Origin of the sequence: Lysinibacillus sp. C5.1, assembly GCF_016350185.1 — a bacterium.
Taxonomy (GTDB): Bacteria; Bacillota; Bacilli; order Bacillales_A; family Planococcaceae; genus Lysinibacillus; species Lysinibacillus sphaericus.
In genome coordinates, this window is record NZ_CP066226.1 from 1,517,508 (window position 1) to 1,534,853 (window position 17,346).

At 36.7% G+C, this 17,346-nt stretch carries 18 protein-coding genes and 1 pseudogene; 8 read left to right on the top strand and 11 right to left on the bottom strand.

What is annotated here, in order from left to right:
• Positions 1 to 47: 47 nt before the first annotated feature.
• Positions 48 to 314: pseudogene (locus I5435_RS07095) on the top strand (ABC transporter substrate-binding protein); the annotation flags it as partial.
• 87 nt (positions 315 to 401) lie between these two features.
• Here I5435_RS07095 and I5435_RS07100 read toward each other — a convergent pair.
• The 5 genes from I5435_RS07100 to I5435_RS07120 form a co-directional block, all read right to left on the bottom strand.
• Positions 402 to 1,550 carry a GerAB/ArcD/ProY family transporter gene (locus tag I5435_RS07100; protein WP_337983501.1) on the bottom strand — a complete coding sequence of 383 codons (1,149 nt, stop codon included), beginning with the start codon at positions 1,548 to 1,550 and terminating at the stop codon, positions 402 to 404.
• 16 nt (positions 1,551 to 1,566) lie between these two features.
• Positions 1,567 to 1,806 (bottom strand): hypothetical protein, encoded by a 240-nt coding sequence (locus I5435_RS07105; protein ID WP_024362410.1) that lies wholly within the window; start codon positions 1,804 to 1,806, stop codon positions 1,567 to 1,569.
• Positions 1,807 to 1,814: 8 nt separating this feature from the next.
• On the bottom strand, positions 1,815 to 3,002 hold the full coding sequence (locus tag I5435_RS07110) for a Ger(x)C family spore germination protein (RefSeq protein WP_337983502.1): 1,188 nt from the start codon (positions 3,000 to 3,002) through the stop codon (positions 1,815 to 1,817).
• 28 nt (positions 3,003 to 3,030) lie between these two features.
• Positions 3,031 to 4,554: a spore germination protein gene (locus I5435_RS07115; RefSeq protein WP_337983503.1), complete on the bottom strand. Its 1,524-nt coding sequence runs from the start codon at positions 4,552 to 4,554 to the stop codon at positions 3,031 to 3,033.
• Positions 4,555 to 4,709: 155 nt separating this feature from the next.
• A complete protein-coding gene (locus I5435_RS07120) occupies positions 4,710 to 5,159 on the bottom strand; it encodes a hypothetical protein (protein WP_025218997.1) in 450 nt (149 codons plus the stop codon).
• 226 nt (positions 5,160 to 5,385) lie between these two features.
• Between I5435_RS07120 and I5435_RS07125 the strand changes: the two genes are divergently transcribed.
• From I5435_RS07125 to I5435_RS07135, 3 genes are all read left to right on the top strand, one after another.
• Positions 5,386 to 5,598: a DUF3955 domain-containing protein gene (locus I5435_RS07125; RefSeq protein ID WP_024362406.1), complete on the top strand. Its 213-nt coding sequence runs from the start codon at positions 5,386 to 5,388 to the stop codon at positions 5,596 to 5,598.
• A gap of 192 nt (positions 5,599 to 5,790) precedes the next feature.
• Entirely contained in the window at positions 5,791 to 6,921 is a 1,131-nt protein-coding gene (locus I5435_RS07130; RefSeq protein WP_337983504.1) for a CamS family sex pheromone protein, read from the top strand.
• Positions 6,922 to 7,036: 115 nt separating this feature from the next.
• Entirely contained in the window at positions 7,037 to 7,327 is a 291-nt protein-coding gene (locus I5435_RS07135; RefSeq protein WP_024362404.1) for a hypothetical protein, read from the top strand.
• Between the two features lie 49 nt (positions 7,328 to 7,376).
• Here I5435_RS07135 and I5435_RS07140 read toward each other — a convergent pair whose 3' ends face one another.
• Genes I5435_RS07140 through fdhF form a run of 3 tightly spaced genes read right to left on the bottom strand, consistent with a single transcriptional unit; the run spans position 7,377 to position 11,856 of the window.
• Positions 7,377 to 8,423: an Mrp/NBP35 family ATP-binding protein gene (locus tag I5435_RS07140; protein WP_337983505.1), complete on the bottom strand. Its 1,047-nt coding sequence runs from the start codon at positions 8,421 to 8,423 to the stop codon at positions 7,377 to 7,379.
• 12 nt (positions 8,424 to 8,435) lie between these two features.
• The gene (locus tag I5435_RS07145; protein WP_024362402.1) at positions 8,436 to 8,915 is read right to left on the bottom strand and encodes a helical membrane plugin domain-containing protein; all 480 of its coding nucleotides are present in this window, start codon (positions 8,913 to 8,915) and stop codon (positions 8,436 to 8,438) included.
• 4 nt (positions 8,916 to 8,919) lie between these two features.
• Complete coding sequence (gene fdhF, locus I5435_RS07150) at positions 8,920 to 11,856, bottom strand: formate dehydrogenase subunit alpha (RefSeq protein WP_258842248.1); 2,937 nt, start codon at positions 11,854 to 11,856, stop codon at positions 8,920 to 8,922.
• A gap of 571 nt (positions 11,857 to 12,427) precedes the next feature.
• On the opposite strand from fdhF, the gene I5435_RS07155 reads away from it, so the two are divergent.
• The 3 genes from I5435_RS07155 to moaA are packed head-to-tail and all read left to right on the top strand — an operon-like array spanning position 12,428 to position 14,623.
• Positions 12,428 to 12,775 (top strand): Na-translocating system protein MpsC family protein, encoded by a 348-nt coding sequence (locus tag I5435_RS07155; protein ID WP_025219003.1) that lies wholly within the window; start codon positions 12,428 to 12,430, stop codon positions 12,773 to 12,775.
• A gap of 12 nt (positions 12,776 to 12,787) precedes the next feature.
• Entirely contained in the window at positions 12,788 to 13,606 is an 819-nt protein-coding gene (fdhD, locus tag I5435_RS07160) for a formate dehydrogenase accessory sulfurtransferase FdhD (protein ID WP_229389055.1), read from the top strand.
• Entirely contained in the window at positions 13,607 to 14,623 is a 1,017-nt protein-coding gene (gene moaA, locus I5435_RS07165; protein WP_025219004.1) for a GTP 3',8-cyclase MoaA, read from the top strand.
• A gap of 48 nt (positions 14,624 to 14,671) precedes the next feature.
• Here the strand turns inward: moaA and moaC are convergent, their stop codons facing one another.
• Genes moaC through I5435_RS07180 form a run of 3 tightly spaced genes read right to left on the bottom strand, consistent with a single transcriptional unit; the run spans position 14,672 to position 16,228 of the window.
• Entirely contained in the window at positions 14,672 to 15,154 is a 483-nt protein-coding gene (gene moaC / locus I5435_RS07170) for a cyclic pyranopterin monophosphate synthase MoaC (protein ID WP_024362397.1), read from the bottom strand.
• Positions 15,147 to 15,737, bottom strand: a complete 591-nt coding sequence (mobA, locus tag I5435_RS07175) for a molybdenum cofactor guanylyltransferase (protein ID WP_024362396.1) — start codon at positions 15,735 to 15,737, stop codon at positions 15,147 to 15,149. Before mobA ends, moaC begins: the two co-directional genes overlap by 8 nt.
• Positions 15,734 to 16,228, bottom strand: coding sequence for a MogA/MoaB family molybdenum cofactor biosynthesis protein (locus I5435_RS07180; RefSeq protein ID WP_024362395.1), 495 nt, complete (start codon positions 16,226 to 16,228; stop codon positions 15,734 to 15,736). The genes mobA and I5435_RS07180 overlap by 4 nt, the downstream gene beginning before the upstream one ends.
• A gap of 101 nt (positions 16,229 to 16,329) precedes the next feature.
• Here I5435_RS07180 and I5435_RS07185 point away from each other — a divergent pair, with 101 nt between their 5' ends.
• On the top strand, positions 16,330 to 17,346 hold the full coding sequence (locus I5435_RS07185) for a thiazole biosynthesis adenylyltransferase ThiF (protein WP_258842250.1): 1,017 nt from the start codon (positions 16,330 to 16,332) through the stop codon (positions 17,344 to 17,346).

Here is a 17,346-nt window from a genome sequence, read left to right on the forward strand (position 1 = left end):
TAGTATGTCAATTGCTTTTGACACGCAAGTATCATATAGGAGGGCTTTTACAAGGCCAAGATTGGAATCAGTTAAAAGCAGTGAAAAATAAACAAGTGTATAAAGTGCCACTAGGTATTTATCGCTGGTATCCACCAAATGGAGATGCACCTCTTATGTTAAAATGGATGGCACAGCACAATCATCCAGAAATTTTCAATTATAATATGACTGAAGAAATTCAACAATACTACACTAAATACTACAATTATGATGTAACTGAAGAACAAGTACACGATATTTTAAATCCTTCTTCTGAAGCGGCAAGATATTAATAGATACTGAATATAAAAAAACGGTTGCCAGTGGAAAAATCCTTGGCTACCGATTTTTTTTGCGTTTCTTTTAGGTTAAATTGAGCCTTATGATGATGCATTAGGAGGCGTTTCACCATTGTTCATAGCTGGGTCAATTTTTTTCTTATTTTTTGACCTTTTGAACATCGCTATCAATAGCAAGATGATGGGTAGAAAAATAGAAAAAACAGCGATAGCAAGTGGCCATGTTTGTTGGTTGTATTTATCGGAATGAATAATATTTGCATGAACAATTTGAGAGAGTGCTATTGAGATCATGCCAAGTGGCAAAATTAATGGTCGATGATCCTTTAGTTTCAGTATTTGGCTAATGCCAATTAAAGAAGCATAATAATACATAAACGCTCGTACAAATATTGTGACCATCCACATAAATGCCATAATAATTTCAATGCGCTGCAAAAATTTCCCTACAGAAATTTTTTGTGCCAATGTATAACTAGGAAATGTTCTGATAGTGGTATTGGTAACGCCTAATACGAGTATTGATAAGGCTATAAAGGAAGTAATAATAAATCCTCCCATTAATGTGCCTATATAAAATCCTTTTTTACCTGATTGTAGGTTGTTGATTACTGAAGGAAAAATCATTAATAGTACGATTAATGGAAAAGAAAATAGCCCCATAAAATGTATAATGCTATAGATAAATGGTTGAAAGGACACTTCAAAAACTGGTTGGACATGTTTTATTTCTATTTGGGGTGAAACAAAGAACAAGAAAATCATAAATACCAATAAAAAGGCAGGAAATAGAATCTCTAAAGTACGTGCAAATACTTCAATCCCTTGATATGCAGCAAATAAAATAATACAGCAAAAAAGTATAGCAAATACGACTGGAGGTGTTTCAGGCATCACCTCTGTTTGTAGGAAATTACCAATGAAATATAGTAACTCACCGGATGAAAAAAGAGTTAACAGTACAAATCCGATAGAAACAACTTTCCCGATAAATTTTCCTAGAAACTTTTCCGTTACTTCTACAAGAGAAAGATCCGCCATTTTATTTGATAACATATTAAATAGCTTTATTAATAATAAACTTAATAGAGTGCCGATGATTGCTACAATCCAAGCATCTTGCTGTACTTCTAAGGCAATACTTGCAGGTATTATTAGTACTCCTGTTCCAGCTGTATAAAGGATAACAATGATTGTGAATTGACGGGAGCTTATCAATTGTTTTTTCATAATAGCCTCTTATTTGTTATTTTTTATTTAGTAATGCTTCTTTTAGAAAGTCACTAATTGGATGAAAAATATACATAATTGCGTCCAGTGGGCTAGGAATAAAAGTTTGCAAACTGATAGCAATGTTTAAGGATGTCCCTATGACTAAAAAAATGGAAAATGTCCAAATTAGCTTTTTTCCTTCCTTTTTTAATTTAGGACGTTCGACCAAAACAATAGCAAGTGAAATCACTAATATGCCTAGAGCAATGAACATAGTGTTTTTTACTCCTTTAATTTTGAATTTTGCATCGTTCCTGAACCTTGCGTATTGACGTTTACCTTGACATTTACTTCAATATTAGGATAAATGGTATGCCAATCTTTTTTAATTTTTTTCCATTCTTTAGGGTCAGCACGATGAATTGCTTCTCCAAAACCGAGAACATCTGCGTTATATTTTTCTTGGAGAACATGCAGCGATTCATCAATATTCTTTTTGATAGATAACTCGGTTTGACGATTAATCCAATCAATCGTGGTCAATTCTGTTAAATTGATGTCACATTTAACTTCTGCAACATTTTGGACAATGTCGATACTAACGTTGATAGTAGGTGAACCGTTCTTCATTGCTCCCTTTGTTGTTGTTTTGGATTGCGTAATTTCAGTTGTTAACACACCATCAGAAGGGCAGGCAATAATTTCAATAGTTGATTTTATATTATCGTTTAAGTAATTAAAACTTTTACTGTCGTACTCATCGAGATAACCGATTAATTTATCTTCTTTAAAAATGGCAAGGCCAGTAAACTTAAGTTTCACAGGGGTTTCAATTCTTTCTACGTTTGTTTGGTCAATGCCTAAACTTTTATCCCCTTGAATTTCAATAGCGGATAGAACAAAATATTGATTTCCTACTCCTAATTTTGTTACTAAGTCTTCAACATCGACTTCTAAAGTAGAGCCCCATGCATCTTGGGTAACGGTAAGCGAATTTAACATTTTTTTTGCTGGTATTTTTTCTATTGGGGTTAAGACATTTAAAATATCTTTGGCTGTTGCTTGCTGCGAAACGATAATCGTAAAATCGTTTCGTATCTCCTGATCTCTTGCTAGAAAATCAATAGAATCTCGTATACCGTCTACAGCTAAGTCCTCTCCAAGTACAACTAATTGTACATGCGCAAAATATAATTTTCTTGGAGACAAGGCTAATATTTTTCGAATGGCTTCAAAGACAGTTTTTCCTTTCGCGTGATAAGTAACGACTGTTGCTTGTCTAGATGCCGTCTGCTTGGAAGAGATTTGACTAGGATCAATTACTTGTACAGAAATGGCATATTCATCATCAATAAAGTCTATACCTAGAGCAGCAACAAGTGCCAAGTCATTTAATTCACGTTTACTCCAACAACCACTAAGAATTGAAATTAGCAAGATTAATGAAATCATTAGTATGGTCTTCTTCATTAGGTACCCTCATTTAACCAAATAGTGATTAGCGATTTTTTCGTCCTCTTACATTATTAATTTGACTAATGAGTCGCGGACGTGTTAGTAAAGAACCACGCGGTAAAACAATTAAAGCATCTTTTTGATCCTTCGGTATTAAAGGGGCAAATGGGCTCATATATGGAACGCCAAAAGAACGTAAGCTACATAAATGAATAATTAATAGCATAATTCCAATAAATATGCCAAACAGCCCGAACATCGCTGCCAAGCCCATTAATGGGAAGCGTAAAATACGAATTGAATTGGAAAGACCATATGCCGGGAACAGAAAACTACAAATAGCTGTTAAAGCAACAATAATGACCATTGCTGCGGACACAATGCCGGCCTCAACGGCTGCTTGTCCAATAATAAGTGTGCCGACTATCGAAATGGTTGATCCAATCATTCTCGGCATCCTCAAACCAGCTTCTCTTAAAACTTCAAAGGCGATTTCCATTATTAAAGCTTCAACAAAAGCAGGGAATGGAACGCCTTCTCGCTGCGCATAAATACTAATTAGTAGCGATGTTGGTAGCATTTCTTGATGAAAGGTCGTTAAAGAAATATAAAGTGATGGCGCAACTAATGCCAAACTAATCCCTATAAATCGAATAAGACGGATGAACGAACTAACAAATGCGCTCTGATAATAATCTTCTGCTGATTGCAAAAAGGAAGTGAATAAAGCAGGTACAATTAAAACAAAAGGTGTACCATCCACTAGAATCGCAATCTTTCCTTCTAGTAATTCTCCAGCTATAACATCCGGTCTTTCGGAATTGTAGATAGTAGGAAATAAAGTAAACTTTGTATCCTGAATTAATTGTTCAATGTAACCACTCTCTAAAATACCATCAATATCAATCTGATCTAATCGATGCAGTACTTCCTTCACTATTTTTTCATTGGCTATGCCGTTTATATACATAACGGCGATTTCTGTTTGTGTAACCTCACCTATCACTCTTGATTTTATCCATAGATTAGGGCTTTTTATTTTCCGTCGAATTAAAGCTGTATTCGTTCGTAAAGTTTCGGTGAATGATTCTCTAGGCCCCCTAATAACAGCTTCTGTAACGGGCTCTGTTATCGCCCTATCTTTGACTCGTTTAGTACTTGTTGAAATACCGATAGCAAGCCCATCTATTAATAAAATAGTTTCACCACTTAAAATAGCATTTAACAATGATGAAAAGTCTGCAATATCTTTTATACTGCCAACGGTTATGCAATAAGCTTTTAATCGAATCGCAATTTCTTGCAAAGTAGTTTCAGATGTCACTTCAAAATTAGAAATAATAGACTCTAAAACAAAGTCATTAATCGAGGTATTATCTGCCAGACCATCCGTATAAATAATAGCGATTGGTATCTCCACCGGTTTGCCAACTAAAAATTCACGGATAATAATATCATTGCTATTACCTAGTGAGTTTTTAATGGTCTTAATATTTTCTAGGAGAGATGTAGAAAGAGATGTAATCGTTTTATTTTCTAAGAGATTATCATTTTCGGCATTACTCACTACAGTGTCCTCCTTTAGTTTTCTATTTAATAGAATATGCAAATGATAGCGTGTTTATACCAAATAATAGAATTGCTGTTTCATAAATTCTCTAAAATCAATGAAATGAATAGAAAATAAAAAAACAGACGTATGATGATTGTCTGTTTTGAAATCTATTTTTCGCTTGTCCAAATGCTAGGTTGTTCGAAGGAAACAATATCTACTATATGGTCTAGACAAACAATCTGATAGTGGATTAATTCTTTATAAGAATATATTTCCTGTGCAATCGTTGTTTTACATACAAAATCTAAATAGGCGGATTTTGTAAATATGCGTATGGCATGACCTCGAAATTCATCTTCGTTATTGACAAAGTGGAATGACTCATCAAAAACAGTGTACGCTACATACGAATCGAATTCGATATGGATTTGTGGTAGTGTCTTATCAATTTCAATAGGATAGGCATCATGTAATTGAAATTCATGAATGTTGACATCCTCGCTTTTTGAACTGATAGAAGCTCTATTAATCGAAATCCTTAAAGCGTTTGTTCCAGGCTCTGTTATCTTATCTAAAAATAAATAACCTTCTCGCTGCATTAAATCCTCATAGTTCATAAAAACACCCTTCCATATTTATATAAGATTTTTGGTTATTTTATAATATTAGATTTTAAAAGTCAAAAATAAAAGAACGTATTAAAGAATAAAAATTTATCGATTTACGATAAAAAATAATTGACTTAGGTTAAATGATTCGTTTATGATAGCAACAGGATAGCAAGGGATTTGGTACTAAATGAAAACACTGAATCCAAAATTATTTAAATGGAGGGACAAAGAAATGAAGAAATATGTGTTAGCTTCAACACCAATTGTTTTAGGAGTCATCAGCTTTTTAATCTTTATGATAAAGGGGAGTAGTGTTGCACCTGATGGTACATTAGAGGAACCGTTCTTTTTAATACCAATAGGGTTTTTGTTGTTATTTATAGGTTGTATTTGTGTAGTAGGGGTAGTATTGTTGTCGTTAATCCAAAAAACAAGACATGTTTGATTATGAATTCATTAAAAGCCCTGTTTTATTACAGGGTTTTTTGTATGGTGTAAAAATAGAATAAGAGGGCAGTTAATCAGGTAAAGGTTATTTATGGCGTTAACCTATCTTTGTACAATTTATGGTAATATTAGGTGTGGAATTATTTGTAGAGAATTGCTTGAAATGACAATGATTAAGGAGCAAAAAGAAATGGATATAAAAAAGAGTGCGCTAATTTGGTTATCCCCTTTGTTTTTTTTAGCTGCTTGTAGTGATAATGACGATGTAAATACGAAAGAAGAAAAAATGTATATTTCTTCAATTCAAAAGAAGGAAATTTATGAAATTCAACAGCCTGCCAAACCGAACGTTTCAAGAGGGCTAATTGTTGGTCACATGAACAATTCAATCAATATCAATGAAATCGAAAAAGGGCTCATGAATTTATCAGTTGACCATTTTTCTCCCAAGAGTTTTTATATGCAAGAAGGACAATATTTAGATAAAAATATTATAAATCAATGGTTAGCTAGAAAAACGGAAGAAGGTTTAGGGTTAAATCCAGCTATTGAAAATAGTACGGGCAATGTTTTAGAGGATGAAAAAGAGAATCCGCTCATCTTATCACATGTGTTAGAGCAAAATTTTATTAACAAAAAAAGCGGGAAAATAGAAGGAATGTCTTTAGCTATATCATTAAATGAATTTTATGATATTCGGGTATCCGACGATAAAGGCTTGATTTATACAGGGCAAGTGAAAGTAGATAATAATGATGATGATGTGAATGATGTTGCTGAGTATGGCAAAAAAGTGGCTGAAAGCATCATAAAAGATCTAAGGAAAAATGCCACAATACCTAATGTTCCAATTTATTTAACGTTGTATCAAGAATCCAATAAAAACGATATTATTCCAGGTGTTTTTTTAGCTGATACTTATATTGCAGAGGGGAAGGAGAAAATAGATAAATGGAATGACATTGATAAAAAAGACTATACGTTTCCTTCTGATGCCTTATATAGTTTAGATCAAGATACATATAATCAATTATTAAAGTTTAAGGAAGATATACAACAGAATTTCAAACATTTAAATCCTAAAATAATTGGAAAGTTGCGATATGAAAATGGCAAGCTAGCAGATATAAAAATAGAGGTACATGCCCCTTTAATAAACGATACCGAACTGATTGGGCTTTTACAGTTTATAGGGACAAAACTAAATACTATTTTATTTGACTATGTGCCTGTGTCGATTCGTATTATCGATCAAAACCAAGATATCGGCATTGTTCTATGGGATCCAAAAGAAAAACAAATATTTGCTACCCCGATTTAGTTTTAGTGACAGGCACCCAAACAATTCTGAAAATTATTCGCTTATCAATTGCGTTAATATGGAGTATTATTTAAATAGGAAGAAACTCTATATTGAAGGATGGCATTTAGACAACATGAATGAGCAATTAGTAGATTGGATTATACGCTTTCAAAGGGATCAAGATATTGAAGCATTAGCACATTTAAAAAGCTATTGTTACAACATAATTGAGCCTTTGATTGGAGAATTTACAGCGAAATATGGTGAAGAGGCAGGAGCGTTATTACGTTTAAAATGGGATAAACGCTTTTATTTTATTTTTACAAAGTATCAGGTGCATGTAGGGTTACCTTTAGATACATTTGTCCAAAATACGTATCGTTTTTATTTCATACAAGTGTTAAAAAAAGCGGGTTATTTGTAGCAATGAAAATCCCTTGATTTGTGAATAAGCAAATCAAGGGATTGTTGTTTTATTGATATAGTAAATCTTCTGCTAGATGAGTAAAGATTTCGCCAATCACTGTTTCTTCATCATATATGGAGGAACCTGTATTTTCTTCAGGCTGGGCGAAAGGAATACGGGCAATCACTTCAGTTTGGAGTAATTTTGCCAAATGTTCGGCTCCACCTTGTCCGAATAGATAGTTTTTTTGACCATCTGCCCCTTCAAAATAAGCCATGTTTTCAACTACACCAAGAATGGAATGTTTCGTATGTTGAGCCATTAAGCCTGCACGGGATGCGACGTGAGAAGCGGCCAAATGCGGTGTCGTTACGATAATTTCTTGTGCTTGTGGAATCATCGCGGCCATATCAATCGCCACATCCCCAGTTCCTGGTGGTAAATCAATTAGCAGAAAATCCAACTCTCCCCATACGGTGTTGACAAGGAAATTGCGAATCCATTTGTTGAGCATTGGTCCACGCCACATAATAGGCTGGTTCCCATTGGTGAAAAAGCCCATTGACATTAATTTAACCCCATGACTTTCAACTGGTATTACTGTTTGGTCAAGCATAATAGGTTTTTGCTCAATGTTCATCATTGCAGGAATGCTGAAGCCGTAAATATCAGCATCTAGTATGCCTACACGTTTGCCAAGACGAGCAAGAGCGACCGCTAAATTAATGGTCACTGTCGACTTCCCAACGCCACCTTTACCACTTGTGATAGCAATAAACTGCACACCTGAATGAAGCTGCAACATGTTTGGCATCCCTTGTTCGTTACTATTTTTCGCTTGTAGCAGGGACGATAGTGCACGACGTTCCTGTTCAGTCATAACACCAAAGGTAACGGCAACACTGGAGGCACCAATTGCTTGTAGTGCCTCCTCCACATCTTGCTGAATTTTCGCTTTTAACGGACAGCCTGGTATGGTTAACATAATATCCAGTGATAGATGGGTGCCGCTTATGTGAATATTGCGTACCATATTCAATGTGACGATACTCTGATGAAGCTCAGGATCTTGAACTTGTTGTAATGCGTTGATAACATCTTCTTGTACTAACATATTAGAACCACCTTATTCTTTTAACCCTTTGCCAAGTCCCTTTAAGAAATGAACACCAAAATTGAGTGCGCGATTGACATCTGGATCATTTAACATTTTGACAAGTTTAAAGGCGCTAACTTTGTCATCGGATTCAAGTGCTTTGTTAGCTTCTTCTACCCCTGAATTTAAGCCTTCAATAAGCTTCGCTGTTGTTTCTGGCTTGAGCTCTGTCAAAGCTCCTGCAACCCCCATTAAATTATTAATCATATTGGTTACAGGCTTTCGTGTTAGTTGTCCAAGCGCAATATGGGCCACTTCTTCTTTGGCTTCTAGTAGTTTCATTGCGGCTTCTAGTGCACCGATATGATTTAATTCAGCCATAATAAGCAATACTTGATTGACCGCTTCTTCCTGCTCAGAAAGCAGTTGTTTAAGATTATCTAATTTTTGTTCCTTGAGCTGTTCGTCTGTTACTTGTTGTTTTTTTATGCTTGTAATGGGTTCAGCCATGTTCTCACTCTCTTTCATTTAGGGTTGTTAAGTGAACGTAGCCAGGACGATTCCATTTTCGTTGTACCTCTACACCATTTTGAGGATGACGCTTTTTATAGCGCGGGTTAGTGCGTGGCAGCGGCGTCTTGCCTTTTGCTTTTAGCACTTCTACTCGAACTTTTGTTTGTTTGTAGGCTGGTGTTGATGTATTAATATCTGCTGCAGGACCAGTTAAGAAGTTGATAGCTGAATCTTTGCTAACAGAGTTCATTGGTAAAAATAATTCATTCCCTTGCACGCGATCTGTTACTAATGCATTGAGCTTTAATGCGCCATATGGAGATACTAAACGGAGTAGGGCGCCATCTTCAATGCCTCGTTCTTTCGCCAATTGTGGTGAAACTTCAACGAAAATTTCAGGTACCTTTGATTGAATACCTTTCGATTTATTTGTTAGATTTCCTTCGTGGAAGTGCTCGAGCATACGACCGTTATTAATATGACAATCGTATTGTGCCTCAAATTCAACCGGTTGCACCCAATCATGTAAAGCAAAACGTGCTTTTTTATCAGGGAAGTTAAATCCGTCTTCATATAATAATGGTGTATCTTTTCCATCATGACTACCCCAACAGAAGCTACCCCAGCCTGCTAAAACATCATAGTTGGCTTGTGAGAATAGGGGGGATAGACTCGCCATTTCATCGAAAATGTCGCTTGGATGATTATACTGCCAATCTGCTCCTAATCGACGTGCGACTGCTTGAAGGATTTCCCAATCTGCTTTTGACTCACCGAGTGTTGGCAAAACTTGATAGAGACGCTGAACGCGACGTTCTGTATTCGTGAATGTGCCTTCTTTTTCAAGCGAAGGGGCTGCTGGTAAAATCACATCTGCATATTGGGCAGTACGTGATAGGAAGCAATCTTGGACAACAAAAAATTCTATTTGTGAAAGAACCTCATCTACATGGTTGGCATTACAGTCAACAAGTGCCATATCCTCGCCCACTAAATACATCGCTTTCATTTTACCTTCCATAATAGCATCTAACATTTGCATATTATTTCGACCTGGTTGAGATTGAATAGGGACACCATAAGCTTTTTCAAATTTTGCTCGTGCTTCATCATCGGTCACTTTTTGGTAGCCAGGCAATAGATTTGGTAATGTCCCCATATCACAGGCACCTTGAACATTATTGTGACCGCGTAGCGGGTAAGCCCCAGCTCCAGGACGACGATAGTTACCAGTTGCTAATAGTAAATTCGAAATAGCCGCTGATGTATAAGAGCCTCCCGTATTTTGCGTGACACCCATACCCCAAAGAACACAAGTGCCGTCTGCATCACGAATCATTTCAGCAACTTCAATCAATGTTTCCTTGCTAATTCCGGTCATATCTTGAGCGTAATCAAGGGTATAGGTTGCAAGCACTTGTTTAAAATCTTCAAAATGCAGGACATTGTCTTGAATAAAGGCTTCGTCATGCCATCCTTGATCGATGATATATTTGGTAACTGCCATAATCCACACTTGGTCAGTACCTTGTTTTGGATGCATAAAGATGTCTGAACGCTCAGCCATTTCATGTTTACGAATATCGGCAACGATTAATTTTTGACCATGTAATTTGTGGGCACGTTTCACACGTGTTGCTAAAACAGGATGGCCTTCAGCTGGGTTAGCACCAACAATAATGACAAGGCCTGCTTTGGCAATATCTTGAATCGTACCAGCGTCACCGCCTAAACCTACTGTACGTAATAAACCGTCCGTAGCGGGAGACTGACAATAACGAGAGCAATTGTCGACGTCATTTGTTGCAAATAATTGACGTGCCATTTTTTGTATTAAGTAATTTTCTTCATTTGTAATTTTAGAAGAAGAGATAAAACCGACAGAACCTGGACCATATTGTTGTTGAATGCCACCAAGTTTTGTGGCGATTAAATCTAACGCTTCATCCCAAGAAGATTCAACAAACTCATTATTTTTGCGAATAAGTGGTTTTGTAATGCGTTCTTCCGAATTGATGAAATCCCAACCGAATTTTCCTTTTACACATGTAGAAATGGCATTGACCGGACCATCAGAAGGTTGTACTTTTAAAATTTTTCGGTCTTTTGTCCAAACTTCGAATGAACAACCTACACCACAGAAAGTACAAACTGTTTTTGTTTTTTTCGTGCGCTTACTACGCATGGCAGCTTCCACTTCAGAAACCGCAAAAATACCGCTATACCCTGGTTCAACTTCTTTAATCAAATGAATCATGGGATCTAACATATCTTGTTTTAAACCCGTCATAAATCCAGCCTCTCCAAGCATGGATTTTTCCATTAAAGCATTACAAGGACAAACGGTTACACATTGTCCGCAGCTTACACAGGAAGAGTCATTAATGGCAGCACCTTTATCCCAAATTACACGTGGTCTTTCTGCCTCCCAATCGAGGGATAATGTTTCGTTTACTTGTAAATTTTGACAAACTTCTACGCATTGTCCGCATGCAATGCATTGGTTCGGATCATATCGGTAAAATGGGTGTGACATGTCTACTTCATGTGGTTCAACTTTTGGTTTGTACGGATATTTTTGATGTTCGATTTCCATTAATTCGGCTGTATTGTGTAATGAGCAATTTCCGTTGTTATTATCACACACTGTACAGTACAGTAAATGGTTTTCGAGTAAACGGTCCATCGCTTCTGTTTGTGCCGCTTTAGCTTTGTCAGAAGCTAATAACACATTCATGCCTTCTACTGCCTTTGTAGAGCAAGAACGAACTAATTGGCCATTTACCTCCACGATACATGTATCACATGTTTCGATTGGGTCTACAGCTGGCACATGACAAATCTGTGGATGAGGAATGTCATGTTGATTAATGGTATCAAGTATTGTAGCTCCTTCTTTGACATCATACGGTACCCCATTAATAAGAATTTGAGTCAAGATACTTCCTCCTTTTGCACGTTGAGACTCATGAAACAACTTGTTACGGCTTAAGACAAAAAGGGAATGACGAATTGAGTTGTTGATTGAATTGATTGTCTTGTTATTATTGTAATTCCCACTTTGTCTTTAATCTACCTAGAAATAGTTAAATGTCTAGTTCATAACAAGTACTCCATGTCTTGGTTTGTGAAAATAAAAAAATCCACCATGAAATTACATGTCCAAGACATGCTAATCATTCATGGTGGATAAAATTCTTAGCAGGTCTTGCTAAAAACTCAATCTACTTTTATGTTAAATAACAATAGAATATAACTATTAAAACCACTTTCCAACATCGTGAGAAAGGGATCAAAATAGATAAACTCCATTTGGAATAACAATAATTATAGCCTTTTTCTACAAAATGAACAATATTTATCATAAAAAATTATTAGATGATAATGGTTATCAAAAAGTATTTTCTCTTTTAATTTTTTTCAAGTTGCTATATCATTAACAAACTGTAAGGGTGACCGTCATATTAAATTGACTAAAAAAGTTTTATTACGATGGGAGAATCGTTGCTATGTCTAAAAAAATACATGAATTTAATGATATGATACGTAAATTAAGAAAAGAAGTATTTGGTAAAGGTCCAGAGCGTATTCATACAGTTTTTGTCGAGAATATGGCTGTATCTACTTTGTATGGAAATATAACACCAACGGAAAAATTTATTGCCAGTACACCAGAAGGGCTAAAAATGGTGCATGCTGCAAGGACAACTATGATTCAAGATTTATATGCACAATCACCGCCAGAGGGTATGGAAGAATTGATGGGCAGCAAATTGCTCCACTTATTTTCAGATATTAAAATTGAAGAGGATTTTGCAATTTCCGTCTTTGTTTTTGAAAAGAATATCAGTGTCTAAAGGGGATGCCTTATGGAACGAGCAATCACAAGGAAAATTATGCGCGTTGAAGGACAGCAAGTAAAAGAAATGGATGATGTAATCGTCACAGAATACGCTGTAACTGTCAAAATCAATCAGCAAGAATTTGTCACGATGGTATGTTCACCAGAGTATGTGGAAGATATGGTTATTGGCTATTTAGCTTCTGAACGAGTTATTCGTAGCTTTGATGATATTGAGGAAATTTGGCACCAAGAAAAAGAAGGCTTTGTGCATATTAAAACAAAGCATGTTAATCCCTATTACCAGCAGACGCAAAACAAACGCTATATTACCTCTTGTTGTGGAATGAGTCGACAAGGCTTTGTTTTTACGAATGATGCATTAGTGGCGAAAAAAATGGACGATGTGCATGTGCAAATCACAACCGAGGATTGCTTCCGTTTAATGCATGATATGCAGGAAGGTGCAGACATTTTTAAGCAAACGGGTGGTGTGCACAATGCTGCACTATGTAATGTCAATGGCATTGTCTTAAGTCGCATGGATATTGGACGTCATAATGCGTTAGATAAAATTTACGGCTATTGTCTGCGCAACAATATCAGTATGCAAGATAAAATTATCGTCTTTAGCGGACGACTATCGTCAGAAATTTTACTAAAGGTCTCCAAAATAGGCTGTGAAATTGTGCTATCTAAATCAGCACCAACGGACTTAGCATTACAATTAGCCGAGCAGCTCGGCATTACAACGGTAGGTTTTATCCGACAACAAGCTTTGAATATTTATACACAGCCACGACGCATCCTATTACCAGATCAGAATGCACTGAAAGAAGGAGATTAAATGCCAAATCTACAAGACCAATTCAATAGACCTTTAAGAGATTTAAGAATATCTGTAACAGATCGCTGTAATTTCCGTTGCCGCTATTGTATGCCAGCTGAAGTATTTGGTCCAGATTATGCATTTTTACCATCTAATAAAATATTAACTTTTGATGAGATTGAACGATTAGTAAAAATATTTGTGTCGTTGAATGTGAAAAAAATACGAATTACAGGTGGAGAGCCCTTGCTTCGTCGTGATTTACCAGCATTAATTGCACGCATTCACCGCATTGAAGGTGTAGAAGATATTGCTTTAACAACAAATGGCACTTTATTAAAAAAATATGCACAAGCATTGGCTCAAGCAGGCTTAACTCGCGTTTCTGTTAGTCTAGATTCATTGAATGATGAACGATTTTTGGAGATGAATGGACATCGAGGTAAGGTATTAACGGTGTTAGAGGGCATAGAAAAGGCTGCGGAAGCAGGTTTACAAGTGAAAATTAATATGGTTGTGCAAAAAGGAAAGAATGACCAAGATATTGTTACAATGGCACAATATTTTAAAGAAAAACAGCATATTTTACGTTTTATTGAATATATGGATGTAGGCAATTCGAATGGTTGGAACTTACAGGATGTTGTGTCGAAGCAGGATATTATTGAGCGAGTCCATCAGTTTTCTCCGCTACAACAAGTAGCGCCTAATTACAAAGGGGAAGTGGCATCACGTTATCAATATCAAGATGCACAAGGGGAAATAGGTGTGATTTCATCCGTTACAGATTCCTTCTGTTCCGATTGTTCACGTGCTCGTCTCTCAGCAGAAGGGACCTTATATACTTGTTTATTTGCAACAGAGGGAACAGATTTAAGAGAGCTGTTACGAACAGGACAAGATGATGCCGCTATCCGTGAATGTGTATCAAAGGTATGGGAAACAAGGGACGATCGTTACTCAGATGAACGCAATGAACAAACGATGACAACAAGGAAAAATGCAAAAATTGAAATGTCTCATATTGGGGGGTAGTGCGAAAAAAACAGAAAAAATCGGCAAAGTGCTGCCGAATTTTTCTGTTTATTTATGCACAAAAGTGCCACTTTTCCCACCCGTTTTTTCAACAAGATAGGTGTCTTTAATGACCATCGTTTTATCAACTGCTTTACACATATCATAAAAAGTTAAGGCAGCGATTGTCACAGCTGTGAGGGCTTCCATTTCAACACCAGTTTTCCCACTACATTTGACTGTAGCTTGAATATGAAGCTCATAGCCCTTCTCTACTTTGTCATAGTTAAATTGGAAGTCCGTGCCTTGTAACATGATGGGATGGCACATGGGAATAAGATCAGCGGTCTTTTTAGCCCCCATAATCCCTGCAATTTGGGCAACTTGTGTTGGATCGCCTTTTTTAATGCCACCTTGTTGGATGGCTTCATAGACAGCATCGGATAACGTGATTGTACTACGCGCAATGGCTGTACGTGTTGTGATTTCTTTTTCTGAAATATCAACCATTTTAGGACGACCTTCTGCGTTCCAGTGTGTAAAATTATTCATTATTAGACTCCTTTTTCCTTGTTTGAGACCAGTCTTGTTGTGCATTAATATTGATAAATGTTGTGTCATCGTCATCAAAAGGGACGTAACAAACTCGCAGTTGCTCTAACAGTACTTTCATACTTCGTTTGTTTTGTTTCGTTAATTGTTGTGCTTTAGGTAAAGCTGTACGTCGAAATAATGCAGCTAATGGCTGATGTTTTTGCGCCTGCATAGGAACGATTGCATCATAATCGTCACTTATTCGACCGACCATTTTTTTGATAAAATCAGCATTCATATAAGGCATATCGCTAGCCACGACAAAAAACCATTCCACATCAGGGTAGGCTGTCATGATATGATGTAAAGCAAAAAGTGGTCCTTGATGTAGCTGTTTGTCGATAATCCATTGGACGTTTTCCTGCTCAAACTGATGTTGTAACTGTGCGTTTGTAGCAATAATAATAGGCGATAGCTGATTTTTTTGTAAAGCGATAAGACTATGCTTGTATAAAGGCTGCCCAGCAAACAGCTCGAACATTTTAGGTTTACCATATCGAGAGGATTGACCACCTGCTAATATAATCCCTGCAATTTTCATAGACGATTCAACTCACCAACAAAATGTTGAACAGTGGGTACTATAAGTTTCGTCATAGCTAGTGATACCGCATTTGTGGAACCAGGTAAAACATAGATGGCTGTTTGTTGAATAGTCCCAGCAGTGGCACGACTAAACATTGCCCTTGGGCCAATTTCGTCATAGCTAAGTGTTCGAAATAACTCACCAAATCCCATCATTTCCTTTTCGAAAAGAGGCAAAATGGTATCGTAAGTTTGGTCTCTTGGTGTAAAGCCTGTTCCGCCCGTTACGATAATGGTATTGATGGATGGATCACTGGACCACTGTTTCACATAACGAGCGATATCCCGTGGTTCATCCTTTGTGAGTTGGTAGTCCACTACTTCGAATGTTGCTTCTTGAAGTAAAGTTTGAATACGCTGTCCAGCGTGATCATTTGCCTTTGTGCGTGTGTCACTGACAGTTAAAAGAGCAACTTGAATGGGTTGCTGATGATGTGTGGGATGCACAGTTAAGACCTCCTTCAAAATTACTAAAAAACATTGCTTTTATTATAATGCTATAAATAAAAAGGTCAAACGAAATTCATAGAAAGAAAGGCTCTATACGTATGCAAAATAGATATTCGAGACAACAATTATTTACCCCTATCGGACAATCTGGGCAAGTATCAATCCAACAAAAACATGCCCTTTTAATAGGTGTCGGTGCATTGGGGAGTGCTAGTGCCGAAGCGCTTGTACGTGCTGGTATCGGCAAGTTAACACTGATTGATCGTGATTATGTAGAGTGGAGTAATTTACAAAGACAACAATTATATACAGAGCAAGATGCCCAAGAAAAAATGCCAAAAGTCATCGCAGCTAAAAAACGTCTGCAAGAAATTAACACAGAGGTTGAAATCAATGTTGCCATTATGGATGCATGTTTAGAGACTTTGCTACCATTGCTAAAAGATGTAGATGTAATGGTTGATGCGACCGATAATTTTGATGTGCGTTTTCTAATGAATGACCTTGCACAAAAGTATCGAATTCCGTGGGTGTACGGCTCTTGTGTCGGTAGTTATGGCGCAACCTATACGATTGTGCCAGGCAAAACACCTTGTTTGCACTGCTTATTAAAAGCAATACCCCAAACAGGGATGACTTGTGATACGGTAGGTATTATTAGCCCAACGGTTCAAATCGTTGCCGCATATCAAGTGGCTGAAGTGTTAAAAGTGCTTGTTGGAGATGACAAAGCGCTACGAAAAAGCTATTTAACATTTGATGTTTGGCAAAATCAACACTATGAAATCAATGTCGCTAAAATGAGACAGGCAGACTGTCCATCTTGTGGCAATGCGCCAACATATCCTTACTTATCCTATGAAAATCAAACGAAATTACAAATACTTTGTGGACGGGACGCTGTGCAAATTCGACCACCAAAGCCCATTTACTATCCGTTCGAGCAGTTGGCACATCAGCTTCGTTCCTATGGTGAAATTCAGATGAATCCTTATTTGCTTTCTTGTCAAGCGGACGATTATCGAATCGTTATTTTTCAAGATGGGCGAGTTGTGATTCATGGTATACAAGATATACAAAAAGCTAAAACAATTTACTATCGTTTATTAGGTTAA